The organism is Serratia sp. B501 (genome assembly GCF_051172315.1).
Classification (GTDB): Bacteria; Pseudomonadota; Gammaproteobacteria; order Enterobacterales; family Enterobacteriaceae; genus Serratia; species Serratia ureilytica.
Genome location: NZ_JBPIZB010000006.1, coordinates 51,912 through 68,288 on the forward strand (window position 1 = coordinate 51,912; position 16,377 = coordinate 68,288).

Here is a 16,377-nt window from a genome sequence, read left to right on the forward strand (position 1 = left end):
AATGCATGTTGGAGATCGTTATGAAAAACTGGTCAGTTGAGCAGACGAGAGAGGTGAAGAAGTGGCTGGATATTGATACATATCGCGGATTCGAAGAGCTTCCGCTTATACACCTCTACCATGAATTACTGGCAAGGACATTGTTCTTCAAACCATATCATGAAGAATTTGAAGCAGAAGCCGTAAGGCTCTACATCGACAGGATCTTCACTGGAAAGCCCTTTCTCATCACAGAAAAGCATCTCGGCTATCTCACAAGAGAGGATACTCTTTACCAGCCACCACACTTCTTTCTGACAACAACTGAAAGACTGGCGCAACTCAGTATTGTGGGACTACGAAATTCACTTTTCTTCTGGGAGGGAGGGGATGAGTACTCGGTTAACCGTGAATTCCTCGAAAGCCCTGTATCAGAGTCCCTACCTCGCCTGTTCAGAGATACTGTCATGGTCGAAATCGACTTGGCGAATGGAACTGACGAGGAAATAGCTGAATCCCTGAAAGCCGCACTACCTCAGTGGCGTAAGGTCAGAGGCATTGAGGCTGACACTACTGACTCGATCCGCTTTGGTTATGGAACGATTAAGAAAATCATCAACTACAGACTCATTCCCATGATCGACATCCTTGTATGGTCAACGCTGCACAATGTTCGGATATCAGAAGACCGTCTTTCACGCCTCCTTTACACAGACGATGATGATGAAGAACAGACCCGCCTTAATCACCAAATTCGGGACACAGACAGACCCCTTGCTCTGAAGGCCGCGAGTATACCTTTCATCCGACAGTTTCATCTGTTCATCAACAAAAACAGCCATCTCAAAAACATCAGAGTTTCAGACGTGATGAAAATCGCTGATTCTGACTAAGGCCAACCTCCATTAGCTCTGGAATTCCCAGCTTCGGTCTCTTTCCCGCTGATTCATTCGTATAGTCGTTTCCATCAAAATGAAAGAAGAGGAAACGACTATGAATCAGCACAACACCCGTCTTATTCGCCTCCCTGAAGTTCTCAATCGAACCGGTTATGGTAAAGCCTGGATCTATCATCTAATCAGCAAAGGATGTTTCCCATCACCAGTAAAAATTGGATCTCGTGCAGTTGCTTTCGTTGAAAGTGAAGTGGAAGAGTGGATTCAATTAACTATCGAAAATTCAAGAAAGCATGTCTCCTGAAATAAAATTACAGCCTTCTTATTTTTTGAAGATTAATTCTCAAATTAGTAAAGTTTATATCTTAACAAAACCTATATTTAACGTAATTCTTTACGTTTTTTCAGGCAGAGCTTACGCCATAGGTATTCAAAGGTGGTTTCTTAATATCGGGTATGGATACCTTTTACTAGCCGTACCTGTTTCTTTCACGTGAAAGAAATTTTTTTAAATATTTAAATTCATTATAAATAAAGCCATATATAACAAAAAAATTTGCAAAATTTAAATTGATAAAATAAAGATAAGCCGTAGTGATTACTAAATGTAAAGTTTTCGGAGGGTTATTATAATGTCATATCAAATAAAAAAATTTGTGATGAGCAATGGCGAACGAGGATGTTTGGTTCTCGATAAAGAAACACAGTTGCCTGTTTATTATCAAAATCTCTATCTTACAACCAATGTCAGGAATAGAAGTGCGACCGCATCAACGATGGAGATAGTTGCAACAAACTTACTAATACTAAGCAATTTCCTCAAAAGCAGGAAAATAAATATAATTGATAGGATTGAAATTAAGGAGTTCCTAAGTGTAGCAGAAGTGGATGACCTGATCCGTTATGCAAGGCAGAGATTTGATAAGCAAAAGATTACAAATGTAAGATTAATAAAAGGGTATCAGATTGCAAGAAGAACTTTCGGTTATAGAATTCATGTTTTTTCGAGCTATCTTAATTGGCTGTGCGGTTTACTTCATTCTATTAAGGGAATTCATGCTAGATATGAAGTCGAGAGTTTCATAGAAAGTATTAGAGCACATCTCCCGCTAAATAAATCTCTTAGCATGAATGACAGAAAAGATAAATCACTGAGCAAAGAAGAGATAAAAAAACTGTTTGAGTTATTAGAAATTGAAGGAAGCCAAAATCCTTTTCAGAAGGATGTTCAAGTGAGAAACAGACTCATTTTTACCTTACTATTGAATTGTGGTTTAAGAGCAGGAGAGCTATTAAATCTAAAAGTTAATGATTTAAATCCTAGGGATTACACACTAAGTATTTTCAGAAGACATGATTGCATTGAAGATCGAAGGCTGAATCAACCTTTAGTCAAAACTGGTGAAAGGGAAATTCCCTTGTCGGACGAGTTAGCATTGGAGATTTTGGATTACATAAATAACTATAGAAATAAATACACCAAAAAGAAGAAGCATGACTTCCTGTTTGTTACACACAGTTCATGTAAAACAGTTGGAGAACCTTTATCTGTTTCAGCATATGAAAAGATAATTTCGACCATTAAAAAATCAAGCCCGGAATTAAAGAATTTATCAGGTCATAAATTGAGACACTCCTGGAACTATTTCTATTCAAGTGAAATTGATGATTCGAATTTAGATATCAGCCGAAAATCAGGTTTGAGGTGCTATCTCATGGGGTGGTCAAAAGATTCAAAGATGTCAGAAAATTATAACTTCAAACACATATCAATGAAAGAAAAGGAAGTTATTGGAAGAGTTTATGACTCTTTGAGGAAAATAACTAAAGGGGAATGAAATGAAAACAAGCACTTTAAAAAAAGAGAATGTAGTTTTTGCAATGATGAAGGGGTATAGGTTCAGGATTTCAGATAATAAATGGCAATTAGATATAAATAATTGTGTTTGCCCACATAAGGTTGCCGATAAAATGCCAGGGTCGATGCGTGTTGGTTATCTTAATACCTTGGCATATTTTTCGTCTGAATATAGTGCAGGCTACATAAAGAATATAAATCACATCTTTAGCCAATGGCTAAGATTGATGGATCTTGAAATGATTAATTCCAAAGCGGTTTATCAATTTAATGTTAGCTTAGGCCCTGAGAAAAACTATAAGCTAAATTCAATAAAGAACTTTCTTAGTAAATGGAAAAAACTCGGTTATGAAGGAGTAGATAACTCAGCTCTAAGAATGCTGGAAAAAATAACCATTAAACCTAATTTAACAGGGGAAGCCGTTAAACGAAGAGATCCGAATAGTGGACCACTAACGGAAGAAGAGCTGAAAATCATACTTGAAAGTATCAGGAAATTGTTGAAAGAAGATAAAATCCCTCTGTTTATGTATTGCTACGTTATTCTATTAGCAAAAACGGGAAGGAGGCCATCACAGCTAACTTCGTTGAAAGCGAAAGATCTCATCAGAACGGAAGAGGGTTGTTTTCTAAATATACCGAAAGTAAAACAAAGGAAGAACTTCAGAAGTGAGTTCAGCATGATGAGAATCGACGATAGCCTGTATGAGGAACTTATAACCTTGATTGATCTGAACAAGAAACATATCGAAGATAGGGTCAAGAGGAAAATTAGTCATTTAAAAAATGAATTACCTATACTCATGGACATTAAACAATATGTATTAATTGATACTGGACAAAGTTTAGATACCATCATGACAACTGATTTTTTACATATGAAGAATTCTTTTATCTCAAACAGACTAAATAATTTGACTACTAAATTCAACATTGGGTCATCAAGTAATAACGGCCCTATACGGATTAATGCAAGACGATTTAGGTATACCCTGGGAACTCGTTTAGCAAAGGAAGGTGCATCAGTTGAAGTAATAGCTAAAGCATTAGACCATAAATCTATAAACTCATCAGGGATATACGTAAAAAATTGTCCAGACAATGTTCATGATATAGACAAGATGCTCAATCCTTTTTTTGAACCGCTATCAAAGATATTTCTTGGAGAAGAACAGTCAAAAAACAAGAAGCTCTTTACTGAATATATTTTAAATTCGTTCGGATTTTTTAATGATAAAAATGATCAAATTGAATGTTTCACTTGTAAAAACTTTAGAGCCTGGAGTTCCCAATGACCAATATCATACTATTCGAGCCAGCCAATGCTAATAATCCGAGTTTAAATGTTGATGAATTTATTGAATTTTGTAAGAGTAATATTCTCAACTCGAAGTTAGCGATTTCATGGAAAAGCAATGTATGGAAGAGATATTATAGATTCAATAAATTTGACATGAACAATAATCGAAATAGCAAAGATAGATTAGATGGTAGTTTCATTGATTTCGCTAAAGCTTATATGTTTCATATTCACTCGTTTAACAGGTCAAAGTCAAACCAAAATACTTTGTCAATGTTGAAAATCATTGAGTTTGTTTTATTGAAATTATACGGAGAAGCTAATATTATTAAGTGCAATAATATCATATTTGATGAATGTGCAAGGTTAGCATCTGCCAAATATTCAAAAGTACAAGCAGTTGGAATTGGTAAAGAACTTGAGAAACTATGTTTATTCTTAACAGGAAACAGAATGACGACTTCATCATACTTTTTCTGGGTAAATCCGTTAAGACATAAAATAACTCAGAGCTGGAAAGGTTATGAACCTTCACTCGAAGGACACTCAAAACTACCAGACATAAAATCTGTAATAGCTATTGCTGAGATTTTCTCTAAAGATGAAAGCCAATTGTCTACGAGGGACATTTTCACTACTTCTGTTCTTACACTACTCATGTGTGCTCCAGGAAGAATTTCAGAAATTTTAAGTCTTCCAGCAGATTGTGAGATTACTGAAAAAGATGACAAAGGCATTGAACGATATGGTTTAAGATTTTTTTCCGCAAAGGGTTATGCTGGGGATATTAAATGGATTCCTACAGTAATGGTCCCTATAGCTCAAAAGGCGATAGCTCGATTAAAAAAACTGTCCAACCATGCAAGGTTTGCCTCAAGAACAATGGAAGGCCAAGGCACTGAGTCATCCAAGTATGCACTCATTCCCACAAAGCCTCAGAATTTTCCTTGGTATGATGAAGAAAAAAGAATTAAATATTCAAATGCTTTATGTCTTTTATTTGATAGGCAACTGTGTCAGAAGACAAGAAAAGATTTTACATCTTTTTTCAGACCCACGGCTGAGTTTTTTAGAATGGATATTAATGCTGTTGCAAGTATTAAAGGCACAACAAACCTGTTCAAAAGACACGGCTATATCAATGAGGATGGTATTCCCTATTCTATTAGAACTCATCAATTAAGGCATCTATTGAATACTTTTTCTCAAATTAATGGCATGGATGAGTTTAGTATCGCTCGATGGTCTGGAAGAAAGTTGGTCTCACAAAATGTTTCCTATGATCACCGATCACACTTACAAATGACTAAGCTCATAAGAGAAAAAACGACAATCGAGGCAAGTAATAGCCATAGGAAAAAAGAAATAGCTATCATGGACATAACTGATTTCGATTCATTGAATGATGGAGCTGTGCTCGTTACTAAGTATGGTTACTGCAAGCACTCATATGCTTTTGACGTATGCGGTTATTATCCAATACAAGACTCTGGAAAGGATGATGATCGACTATTGGTAATTCATAATAAAATTATTGAAAAAACGTATCATGATAAAAATGATGGGAATCTCAATGCTGAAAAATGGTATGAGTTTCAAACTAAAATTATAAAAGGAGAATAAATGGCTAAACATATTACTGGTTATGATGAAAAACGCATAACAAATGTTATAAATAACTGGAATAAAGATGAGAAGCTAACCTGGGATGCTTTATGCGACAAGTTAGTAAAGATTATTGGTAAGAGACCTTCAAGACAATCTCTAAGTAGCCATGTCAAGGTTTCGGATTGTTTTAATTCTAAAAAGAAGATTCTCAAGTTTGGTATTAAAGAAACATGTTCTATTAAGCCTGCTAATTTAGAAATCGCTTGTCAGAGAATAAAGAGGCTCGAAACTGAAAACGAAGCTTTGATAGCATTAAATAACAGATATTTAGAGCAGTTCAAGATATGGCTTTATAATTCTCATTTGAAGCAAATAACAGTTGAAGAGCTTAATAGACCCTTACCTGTAAAAGATATTTAAATATAATTTGATAGATTTTAACTATTGACATGATTAATAATTCTGATATTTCTTTAATTGTCTGGATGACAAAAATAAATTGCATGGATGCATATTATGGAAAAAATAAAGATCAATATCATGGAAAGATATCTTCTTCTACTTGATCGATTCGTTGATAAACTAACGCAATCAGGCTTCGCAGAAAGAGAAACAATCGAGCAGTCCTATCTTTTTTGTGCTGGTTTTTACATTAAATACCAGTCCGAAATTGAAAGGTTAACGTTCTCAAACAGGGAAGTTGTATTAAACTTTTTGCTTCTTTCTTATTATTGCTATATCAATAAAATTGAAAATGACATGATCGATAAAGAACGAATGAAAAGTATATGTTCTTCATTGATTGATTTCATCATTAATAATGGAAGCAGAACTGAAAAAATCTATATGCATGAGAAAAAGAAATATAGTGCTAATATTCTAAAAAAAGAGTTATCCATCAAAGAGAAGAAAAGAAAATATGGACTGTGATTATTTAATAAGCCCGCAGTAGGAATCTACGGGCTAACTCTTTGTTGCTGATAATTTTTATCTTTTTACTAAATCGATAAGATTTCTGAGTTTATGATAAAATCTCTCGCTTCTTCTTTTAATCCATTTGATACAAACGAAGCTTCCGATCCTTGAGAAGAAATATGTGAGCCACATATACTTGTGCTCATCCCACACATATCCATCTTTGAATCCCACAAGCAATGAGCAAAATGCAATGAAAGAAGCCAAACAAAGCAAAGTGAAGAGAATATAAAACCACTTCGGAACTGGCATTACTCTGAAGAAAGATGCTGTCGAAGCATTATGAAATAGCATTGTCAGAAAAGCTGGAATAATGACGGTTTTCCTGTTTAAGTTTACTTTATATTCGCCTGTGTTTGAATTAATAATGAGCGCATCGGCATATACGACACAGGAGTTATCGTTGCTATACTTTCGAAGCTCGTATAGACGAATCCTGTGTGAGTTCCTTACCGCGATACCATAGGCTGAAATCTGCTTTTCATCACCATCATTTGTTTTTACCAAGATTTGAGCATTTGTTGGGTTGGAACTGATGACAGTCGCAGAGAAAATTTCCGCAAACTCGAAAGTTTCACCAAACAGTTCGAATTCATTAGTAATGATTTCTTGTTGCTGGCGCTCAGACAGACTAATGTTGTGGTGTTTCGTAGTGGAGATACTCATACAAGTTCCTATGTGTTCTGAATGAAGTCATATTCGTTTTATGGAGAAATCAAGGAATACACACGAGATGGTATCTGCCATTTCAAAACCTTCTTCTCATTGAAATAAAAAATAGACTAGTTAAATCAGTCTATTAGATGAATATTTGTAAATTGACATTTTGACTGAGTTTGCAGCAAAGGCAAATCACTTGTACCGATCGATTTAAAAACTTTGATAGTTTATGGCTATCGTGTTTGTTTTATCGATCGGTGCTATCGATCAATTTATTTGGCTGCACTTATCAAGAAGGCTTGCCACCGTGAGCCATGCTCACATTGAGTGTGTTGCTTTACGACGAAATGAAGGCGTCTCAATATAGTTTTTTGGTCTTGAGGGAAACGTCTCAACTACCTTAACGCAGGTGATAGTCTTGTGCTTTACTGGGGGTTTCAAAAATGGGATTTTTAGCTTTTTCAATATTCTCATAAAGATATCGAGATAGGGGATGGTTTCCAACCATCTGAAACCAGTCTGCACCATAGGCAGGGACTGATTGTTGCGAGCTTCTTTTACCGCTTCGGTTGCATACACTTCTTTAGTACCTCCACAAGCTTCTGAGAGAAGTGCTGCGGCAGCCTCTTCTGTTGCAATAGAACCAGATATTATTTCCACTCTCAGTAAACCTTGAGGGCTTTCGTCAGCTTCGTGTAAACACTCTTCGCCCAGACCAGTACTGTTAACGGGGATAATCACTTCGATGGCTTTATTCACGTCTTCTGTTATGGTTTCTGTAGGGATGACTATTTCAGAATCTTCATTGACAGATGCTTTCAGTTCGAACAGAAAAGCATTATCGCGTTCAGCTTGGTAATCGATCTTGTTTTGTAATTCAGCCCAAGAATACCCTTTTCCTAATTGAGATGCTTTGAACACAATCCCCTGGTATTCGAATGAGAAGCCGTTCATGCGGCCAGTAGAAGCGATGTTCGGGATTGCTCTGATGTTTTGTGCCACAAGCTGATGCACAAACTCAGTGGTTGATGGTTTATTGGCAAGGAATACTTCAAGAGCGTTCTGGATGATGGTTTTAGGGCATAACTCACCAATCCTTTCCTCCATCATCGCTTCATTACGTGATTTTTTGTGTTTTGGTTCAGGGGAGGGCGATGCCGGAGGTGCCTTAGCTTCCGGCCCTTTGGTTCTTGTCAGTGAATAGTCGAGTTCAAGCTGCTGGATGATGCGGGTGCTGATGAGATTTTCATTTTTTCCAAGGTAGAGCTTCCCCGAACTGAGTTCGATGCGACTGGCGATGATATGGATGTGCTGACCAGCCTTATCGTCATGAAGGACATAGCATCTTAGATGCGTCTCAGAGAAGCCCATTCGGGACATATAATCATCTGCTATTTCAGCCCACTGAGCATCAGTCAATGCCTCGTTTTTAGGCAAACGAAGCGAGTTGTGCCAAACAGCCTTTTGCACGTCAGGACGAAGCTGTTTGGTGCTATCAAATTCAGCGATCAGATCTTTAGCGGCATTGCCAACTATCGTTACATTTCCACCGATCACGATAGGGTCATTTTTATGATGAGAACCGGGCTTTAACGTATAGAGGACTACACCAGCAAAACTCTTTCCTCTGCGGATTTTTTGCATCCCTTTCATTATTTATCACTGACAGATCGATTTGCTGACAGAAGGGCATCTCTTAGTGCTTTTATTCTTTTTTGCACCGTATAAATTTCAGTGATAGTAAAAGGACTATCGTGTGATTTAGTGTTGAGATGCTGAACAAGGTAGTTCAGATCCTGAGATGCTTTGGCAAGGTTTTTCCAGACAGTTAGATTTATTTCTGGAATTTTGGGAGGGAGACGATTCAATGCTGACATACGTATCCAAACAGCACGGTTGAGATCCTCTCGTAGGCTATCAACGTAAGACAACTCGGCATCATTTAATCTGATACTAATACAATGAGAACGTGTCTGCTGAGAGGGTAATTCAGCAGAAGCAAAATTTTCATAGCTACAGATTCTGAATGGCTTGATATTATTAAAAGTATGATTTCTATCATTCATATGAACTCCTTTCATATTGTAAAGTAAAATAAGCATGTCCGTTATGCTTATTTTACTTATATGATAGATGCTGAAAATGTCAATGTATGCAGTTGATTTTGCTTTTAATTTTTTCAACCAAAGGGCGAAAAAACAAGGAGCAACTCAAAGTATCACCGAAGGAGATGCTGAGAGTTAGCCCTTGCTTATAGCTTGGTTCTTGTGGCTTGTTCAATTAACATGTTTTTCAATAATTGAAATTGTTTTTCTTCTAATTTTTTTGATTTAAATATTCGGTCGATCTCCGGTTTTGATTCACCATTTAAAATCATGCTTGATAATTTTATATTGAAGTCTAAAAATTGAGACCTTGAAAACAAACATTGATTAATCAAACCGTTATGTGGACATGGCTTGTTTGTTTCTCTAATTTTATTTAATAAAGAAATTGTCTTTTTGAATTCTTCTGGATGATTCTTTATCATAAGTGAGTAATATTTGTAATTCGTGTTAAATTGACGAGTGTATAATCTTTTGAATTCTTCTTGCGTATATTTTTCATTTATATTTTTCTCATCAATAAAAATATTCTTATCTTTATGTAAAGTAAGATATTCATAAGCAATCTGTGAATATTGAGAACCAAGCATTTCTTGCACGTCATCACTTGCATTATTTGATTCATTAGCAAAACTATTTGTTGAGAAAGCTATGCTTGTCAGAAGAAAAAGTAATTGAGTTATTTTCATGGTGTGAACCTCTGTAATTATTATTAATGTGATAAATAACTACAATGTTTTAACCATGTTGTCAATTTTAGTAAAAGGCCTGCTTATGAACAAGAAGGCCTTTTACTTCTCTTTATTTATGGATGTTATTATATTCTGTGTCAACATTCGAACAGTCAAAACCTGGTTGCGCAGCAGCAGGTATTGTATCTAATAGAGATACTACCCTTTCTGCTGTCTTTCTATTTATATGATATATAGCAACTAATTTATCAATTAATTGGTTGCTTGAAATATTTAAGTTTTCTTGCTTTTCGGAGCAGGCATGGAACAACGGCGCATGATCAATTGGAGAAACAATCTTTGGTGGTTCTGCGTAGACAGCTAAAGGTAATAATAAAAATATTGAAAAGAGTTTATTCATTTTTTCCTCGAATGTTTTAATTGAAATTTAAATGTCATAATGTTTATAATCGTACAAGCATAATAATCGTCTATATACTGTGCTATTTTTATCTTCGAAAGATAATAAATAACTCTTAATATCCTCAGATTGTATTCTATCTTGATAATAACTATGAAAGATGCAGTCATCTTTTTTTGAGATAGGTAATGCCCTATCATCAATAATTTCTGAAATAGTATTGTGAATATTGCTGCAATTGTTTGCAGTTGTCCGCTCAAAATGATCAGCAAGTTTCCTTCTTTGTTGTTCCTTATAAATTTCTACATTATCAAGTTCAGGGCAGATTTCACTGAATGCAAAGATTGGAAAGAACTGGGAACTTTGTATTTTCTGTTTATTTAACAATATAATTAATTGCTTATTTGCTTCCTCAACAATCTTGAAATAATCTTGCATCATCTCAGGCTTGGTTTGGAACTCATACTTGACTCGTTTATGAGATCCTACGGCTAAAACCATTTGTCCATTTTTTAACTGGTCTAAATCTTCTGTGATTTTTACTTCTATATCCCCACCACTTCTTATTTCATTCCAGACTTTTTGAACTTTTCTAATATCCATTGCTGAAACTGGTAAGATTAAATCTGACAAGCTTTCATATATAGAAGCGTAATCATCAGTCTTTATTTTATTTATTCTTATTGTGGTAGCATTTCCTATATATATATCGTGTTCAGATATGGTATTAGATCGTGAATCTTTTTCATATTCGACAAGTAAAAAATTACTTCTTATTTTATTAGCTATATCTGAGTTAGTAGGCACATAGGAAAAAATAGTCTTTAAAATTTGCTGTATATTTCTATCGCTTATGCTATAACCAATAAAGATAACCGGATTATGAATGAATAATGAGAGTAATTGTGCTCTAATTAGTTCATATTTGTTATCGAAATAGTCATAATCTTCTTCTGTAATCGTTAGTTCGGAAGGGGCAGAGACACAACCATGTATTTTATATACAGAACCATAAGGATTACTTAAAAGTATGCTATTACCTATTAGGGGTTCGAATTCAAAAAATTGTTCAATCAAAGTGTCATAATTAGTAGTAATAATTGAACCAATATTTTTTCTCATTTTTATCAGTTCAGCTATTTCGTCATTTTTTTCTTCTTTAACTAAAGTGGTTGATAATATTTTAGTTATATATATTTTAAATCTACTTAAATTAACACCTTTATCCATTTCAGTATAGAAAATATCATTTATTTCTTTGAATTTACCATTTCTGTCATTAGATAAAGTTTCGTTAAATAATCTTTCTATATTGCTTGCAATTTTTTCATATTTATACTCACCATTTATTTGACATTTTGATTTAATGTCAAGATAAGATTCTTTATCACCGGTAAGCTCAAAGCAGATATGAGATAGGAGACCATTCCAATCAAAGGAATTTGACAGATATCTCAAACTGAATCCAGTTCCAATGAACAGTACTGGATGATTTCGATAGTTCCCGATAAACTCTCTTATATCCATAATTTAAGTTAACTCTTTGTTTATAAAGGGAAAGTAGATGTTTTAGCAATCATAATAATATTATCGTTTGATTATCTAGCACTGTCCAGCTTTCTTGGGCAAAAAGTGCTTTTTTCTCATTGATTTTGCTTAGTAATACGATAAGGAATATACTTCGAGAGAAATTAATTTTGAGTATGATAGGAGTTATCTATGTCGATCATAATGGATATTATCTCTGTTATTGGTTCTGGTGTTTCGATATCTGGTATTACCCTGAAGGATTTAATCAAGAAAAACCCTAATAAAGTTGAAATTGAACGTTATATAAAATTTCTTGAACCAAAGAAAGTCTTAACGGCTCCTCTTGATGAGGAAATTATTTATGCAGTTATAAAAAGCCTGGAAGAAATAAAGAAAGAGACGGAAAATGTTAGGCTGAAATGCAATGATGAGTCGGTTTCATTAGTTTTATTAAATTTGGTTTTGACTATGAGTGAAGAACTTATGAGTCTTCATAAGATTTCTAATTCCGCTGATGCTAATGTGAAGATGTATAAAAATCTGCAAAAGATAAGAATAAAATTTGCTCAAGCACTTGCTATGTTATGCAGCGCATATGATATTGATATAACACGTTCAGAACTTTCAAAATTTATCCTGGATGTTGGTTATAAACCTCGTAGCTGATAAGCTGTGGCACTATGTATGCAATCATAGTGCCCTCATAATCTCTGTACGATTTTATTTGAAATGAATTAAACCATAATTGCCTCTTAATTCATTATCAACAAGAGTAAAGTTCGTCATTTCTCTGTCAAGCCAATAAGACTCTTCAATATGCTCTAACAGTATTATTTGGAAACCACCATGAGACCGCATTTTCTCAACAAAAGAATTAATTTCATTTAGGGCTGCATCAAGGCTTGCAAAGTCATCAGTTTTTTTACCAGCAGTACTAAAATATGGAGTGCTGGGCTGGTCAATTACTAAGAATCGTGGAACCCACGGTACGTTTCTATCTCTTACCAATTCGTGAAGTGCAAGGAAATAAGCTACATGTACATACATATAGTTAGAAGCACTTCCAATATCTATCATTTTTTCAACTTGATTTTTATTTATCAGATCAAGTGTTTTTTTTGCCTTGTTAAATATAGGAGTTGCATCCTCAAATCCTTTTAAAGGCATCCGTGTGAATATTTCCTTTATTTTTCCGTTCAGTAAACTCAATGTATATTCTTTAAAGGCATTATTATCTGTTATCTTGCTTTCTAACTCATCAATTTTCGTAGTTATCTTTTCTATAGTATCAGTGTAATCATATTTAGGGAGAACAACTATCCGTTTAATTTCAGAACTGAGTTCGCCCATGAACCGATAAAGTTCGATTGGTGTAATCTTTTCATCACTAACAGTTGTAAGTTTTTTACTCAAGGATGATATTTTAAGTTCTAACTCTTTTCTCTTAGCATTTGTTTTTGATATGAGTGAGTTTTGTCCTTTTTCGGCTATAGCCTTTTTTATCTCTGAGCTTTGGTTCAATAAGGATTTAATGATTGAATAGATGTTTTTTGTATATAATATTTCGCTATAATTATCATCTAAATATTTGGCTATTAAAAGAGAGTCTTGGTTGTCTTTTAAAAACTTCTTATATTCAGTGTTTGTTTCTATATATTCATTAATATCTGTCAGTTCTTTTTTTAAGAGAAAAAGTTCTTTTTCAATTTTTGTTCTTTCATTAATCGCTGGGATTTCGTTTATATCCTTGTAATTAACTATCGCTTTCAAATTTTCAAGTTTATCACTTACAGTTGGTTCATTCTTACGGTTTTCACTTATTAAACCAAAATAACACGCCCTGTCGTATAGTGATTCTATTTCACTTTCGAAATTGAAATAAGAGTCTTTGCTAGCCGACTGTTTATATTCGATACGAGCAAGATTCCTTTGTAATTCTTCTAACCGCGTTCTCATTATCATAGTTTCGGCGTTTTCACTGCCAAGAGCCATGTCAAAGGTTCGGTCAATACGCTCTCTTGTCTTTAAATCAGAGATTTTTGAATAAAGATGTTCTGAAGAGGTTAGTGTTGTTTGATCTATAAAGCAATGCGGGATAAAATATCTATAGGATACTTTTGACCCTTGTTGTATGAATCTACCACCATAAGGGATTTTTAGAGAACTATTAATACCAAACTCATAATTCAGATGTTCCTTTAAAACATCTTTTTTGATATTGTTAATAGGGATTTGTGGAATGTCTCCATTTTTGTCAAAGTAAACTAGATCATCTTCTTCAAAGTGTGTCGCTTTTCTACAAATAGTGAAATATTTACCGTTTATACTTAATCTAATCCCATACCAATTTACAAAATTATCGACATTTGTTTTTGATATGCCATCAGATGATGAGGATAAAAGGCAATAATCAATGATAGCCAGTATTGAGGATTTCCCTTTGCCAGAATCACCTGTTATTACATTTACCTTATTTTCCTTAAGTTCTAAATTCCTCAAGGTTGAATCAATTTGCCATATTAAAATATTAGTAATCTGCATTATAATCTAACTCCACAAATGTCATATATATTGTGTGGTTCTTCTAATAATAAACGTGCAACATTTATCGATGCTGCCTGTATTTTTACGGCTCTTTTGCCAATAAACGGGATCGCATTATCTAATATTAACTTTTTTTTAAATGCTAATTTACCGTGTTGTAATTCAGCTATTCCATTTTCAAGGCACAATGAAACACAATTAACTGAGGATGGAAGGAAATTATAGAATCTTTTATTTATGGATACTATTATTTCGGGCTTGGTTAATAGTAGATCTTGAAAAGATAGTGTATTGGTTCTCTTGTGGGCAAGGTAATCTAAGCTTTTTTTATGAAATATAATTGGTAAAATTAGCATTGCATTGCTTATTTCAATATTTGATGCTATTGATAACACCTCTTGCAAAGAGAATATACCCAAAAGCTCATTGTTATATATTTTCATTTATAGACTGACTCCCAGTTTTGAAGCCATCCTATTTTGGGCTTATCTGAAAGGAGCAAGAACGTTCCTGTAGTCATAGATTTAGGTAATTGATTTTTATCCAACACAATATTACAGTTTCCTGTCAATTCAGTATAGACAGAGAAGGCTTTATTGAGATGATCTTCATTTATTTCTGTAAAACGGCTTCGTATATACGTTGCTGAATGACGTGATTGCCATTCATCAAACGCTTTTTGATATATTAGTCTTTCTTCTTGAGTTGTTAAATCTCCAGAGCTTTGCAATTTTTGAATGAAAGCTTCTGTTTTGGCCATTTCATTTATATATTTTACGATTGAATCGCTATTCAAATCCAAATCTTTGAGTTGTTTGTAAGAGATCTTTGACTCAACGTTAGTTGGGTATGCAGATTCAAAATCGTAGTATTGGTCGAAATTATTTATACAATTTCTTGAAATTTGAATAATCCTATCTATTCCCAAATTATTTCGAAAATCATCATAACTTATATTTATTTTGGTATGGTTTTTAACCAAATCATATTTATGTTTAAAAAAAGCACCTGAAATATAATTAAAAGCATCATCTATTTTATCATCAGGGATTGCTAATGTTTTTAGTAATGTTTTTATTTGGCGGATGATCCCATCTTCGCTATGTTGAAAACTTATACTATTAAATAAACGTTTAGAAGAATTGCTATCGAGTGAGTTTATGATAGAAATATACTTATAGAGGTCATCTGACTTATTTTTATGATCTTGTTCTATCTTTTCTATTTCATCTTTTATTTTTTCAATGTCCTTAGTGTCGTTAGTCAAAAGTTGCACGATACCAGGCTCTAAGGTAAGACCTTTGTTAGTGTAAAAAATAAGGCTAATGCTTTTGTCGCCTATGGTCTTAATCGCCTCTGACCAATTATATAATGTTTTCCATAAGTCTATGTCTTTATTAGTTATATTAGACTTGTTAATTGAATGTTTAACTTGGATAAAGGTTTTATGACCCTCGATGCTCTCAAGATGGAGATCGTCATAAACTTCAATCCCAATGTGTTCTTCTGGTTTAAGCTCTAAGGCATGTTTTAAAGCAACGTAATCTTGATAGGTAAAACCTATTGAATTTTTGTCAGCATTAGTTTTTTCAAAGAAATCCATATGGTAGTCCACTAAGGAAACAAGCAATGAAAGCATAAAAAAACATCAGTATCATTTATTCACCATAGCAAACACTAAAAACATATGGAAGCACACGTATCAAAGTTTAGTTATATAACCTTATGTTTTTATACTGGTTTTATGTACATATGCGCTTTTAATTCGAGAGAATGTTTTAGCTACGGGGCATTCGTCAGCATATGGGCATTTCAGGCTATCCCTATCCT

The 16,377-nt window shown here is 34.1% G+C and carries 17 protein-coding genes; 8 read left to right on the forward strand and 9 right to left on the reverse strand.

What is annotated here, in order from left to right:
- Nucleotides 1–20 precede the first annotated feature (20 nt).
- The 7 genes from ACSBQV_RS17955 to ACSBQV_RS17985 all read left to right on the forward strand — a co-directional run bounded on the left by ACSBQV_RS17955 (nucleotide 21) and on the right by ACSBQV_RS17985 (nucleotide 6,571).
- The gene (locus ACSBQV_RS17955) at nucleotides 21–872 is read left to right on the forward strand and encodes a DUF6387 family protein (RefSeq protein ID WP_029884399.1); all 852 of its coding nucleotides are present in this window, start codon (nucleotides 21–23) and stop codon (nucleotides 870–872) included.
- A 100-nt stretch (nucleotides 873–972) separates the two neighbouring features.
- Nucleotides 973–1,179: a helix-turn-helix transcriptional regulator gene (locus ACSBQV_RS17960; protein ID WP_063268343.1), complete on the forward strand. Its 207-nt coding sequence runs from the start codon at nucleotides 973–975 to the stop codon at nucleotides 1,177–1,179.
- A 328-nt stretch (nucleotides 1,180–1,507) separates the two neighbouring features.
- Nucleotides 1,508–2,713, forward strand: coding sequence for a tyrosine-type recombinase/integrase (locus ACSBQV_RS17965; RefSeq protein WP_080213940.1), 1,206 nt, complete (start codon nucleotides 1,508–1,510; stop codon nucleotides 2,711–2,713).
- Between the two features lies 1 nt (nucleotide 2,714).
- On the forward strand, nucleotides 2,715–4,028 hold the full coding sequence (locus ACSBQV_RS17970; RefSeq protein ID WP_099818079.1) for a site-specific integrase: 1,314 nt from the start codon (nucleotides 2,715–2,717) through the stop codon (nucleotides 4,026–4,028).
- Entirely contained in the window at nucleotides 4,025–5,656 is a 1,632-nt protein-coding gene (locus tag ACSBQV_RS17975; RefSeq protein WP_099784653.1) for a DNA-binding protein, read from the forward strand. The genes ACSBQV_RS17970 and ACSBQV_RS17975 overlap by 4 nt, the downstream gene beginning before the upstream one ends.
- Nucleotides 5,657–6,061 (forward strand): hypothetical protein, encoded by a 405-nt coding sequence (locus ACSBQV_RS17980; RefSeq protein ID WP_080213943.1) that lies wholly within the window; start codon nucleotides 5,657–5,659, stop codon nucleotides 6,059–6,061.
- Between the two features lie 96 nt (nucleotides 6,062–6,157).
- Complete coding sequence (locus ACSBQV_RS17985) at nucleotides 6,158–6,571, forward strand: hypothetical protein (RefSeq protein ID WP_099784655.1); 414 nt, start codon at nucleotides 6,158–6,160, stop codon at nucleotides 6,569–6,571.
- Nucleotides 6,572–6,628: 57 nt separating this feature from the next.
- Here the strand turns inward: ACSBQV_RS17985 and ACSBQV_RS17990 are convergent, their stop codons facing one another.
- The 6 genes from ACSBQV_RS17990 to ACSBQV_RS18015 form a co-directional block, all read right to left on the reverse strand.
- Complete coding sequence (locus ACSBQV_RS17990; RefSeq protein WP_099784657.1) at nucleotides 6,629–7,282, reverse strand: hypothetical protein; 654 nt, start codon at nucleotides 7,280–7,282, stop codon at nucleotides 6,629–6,631.
- Between the two features lie 312 nt (nucleotides 7,283–7,594).
- Nucleotides 7,595–8,929: a relaxase/mobilization nuclease domain-containing protein gene (locus ACSBQV_RS17995; RefSeq protein WP_099784659.1), complete on the reverse strand. Its 1,335-nt coding sequence runs from the start codon at nucleotides 8,927–8,929 to the stop codon at nucleotides 7,595–7,597.
- Complete coding sequence (locus tag ACSBQV_RS18000) at nucleotides 8,929–9,342, reverse strand: hypothetical protein (RefSeq protein ID WP_099784661.1); 414 nt, start codon at nucleotides 9,340–9,342, stop codon at nucleotides 8,929–8,931. Before ACSBQV_RS18000 ends, ACSBQV_RS17995 begins: the two co-directional genes overlap by 1 nt.
- 185 nt (nucleotides 9,343–9,527) lie before the next feature.
- Nucleotides 9,528–10,070 (reverse strand): hypothetical protein, encoded by a 543-nt coding sequence (locus ACSBQV_RS18005; protein WP_143557095.1) that lies wholly within the window; start codon nucleotides 10,068–10,070, stop codon nucleotides 9,528–9,530.
- Nucleotides 10,071–10,182: 112 nt separating this feature from the next.
- Nucleotides 10,183–10,473 (reverse strand): hypothetical protein, encoded by a 291-nt coding sequence (locus ACSBQV_RS18010; protein WP_141128349.1) that lies wholly within the window; start codon nucleotides 10,471–10,473, stop codon nucleotides 10,183–10,185.
- Between the two features lie 27 nt (nucleotides 10,474–10,500).
- Nucleotides 10,501–12,000: an SIR2 family protein gene (locus ACSBQV_RS18015; protein WP_099803157.1), complete on the reverse strand. Its 1,500-nt coding sequence runs from the start codon at nucleotides 11,998–12,000 to the stop codon at nucleotides 10,501–10,503.
- A gap of 192 nt (nucleotides 12,001–12,192) precedes the next feature.
- On the opposite strand from ACSBQV_RS18015, the gene ACSBQV_RS18020 reads away from it, so the two are divergent.
- Nucleotides 12,193–12,669 (forward strand): hypothetical protein, encoded by a 477-nt coding sequence (locus tag ACSBQV_RS18020; protein ID WP_048990929.1) that lies wholly within the window; start codon nucleotides 12,193–12,195, stop codon nucleotides 12,667–12,669.
- A 54-nt stretch (nucleotides 12,670–12,723) separates the two neighbouring features.
- On the opposite strand, the gene ACSBQV_RS18025 is transcribed toward ACSBQV_RS18020, so the two are convergent.
- The 3 genes from ACSBQV_RS18025 to ACSBQV_RS18035 are packed head-to-tail and all read right to left on the reverse strand — an operon-like array spanning nucleotide 12,724 to nucleotide 16,150.
- Nucleotides 12,724–14,544, reverse strand: a complete 1,821-nt coding sequence (locus tag ACSBQV_RS18025; RefSeq protein ID WP_080213949.1) for a DUF3732 domain-containing protein — start codon at nucleotides 14,542–14,544, stop codon at nucleotides 12,724–12,726.
- Complete coding sequence (locus ACSBQV_RS18030) at nucleotides 14,544–14,990, reverse strand: three component ABC system middle component (protein ID WP_063268354.1); 447 nt, start codon at nucleotides 14,988–14,990, stop codon at nucleotides 14,544–14,546. The genes ACSBQV_RS18025 and ACSBQV_RS18030 overlap by 1 nt, the downstream gene beginning before the upstream one ends.
- Complete coding sequence (locus tag ACSBQV_RS18035) at nucleotides 14,987–16,150, reverse strand: hypothetical protein (protein WP_241911111.1); 1,164 nt, start codon at nucleotides 16,148–16,150, stop codon at nucleotides 14,987–14,989. Before ACSBQV_RS18035 ends, ACSBQV_RS18030 begins: the two co-directional genes overlap by 4 nt.
- Nucleotides 16,151–16,377 lie beyond the last annotated feature (227 nt).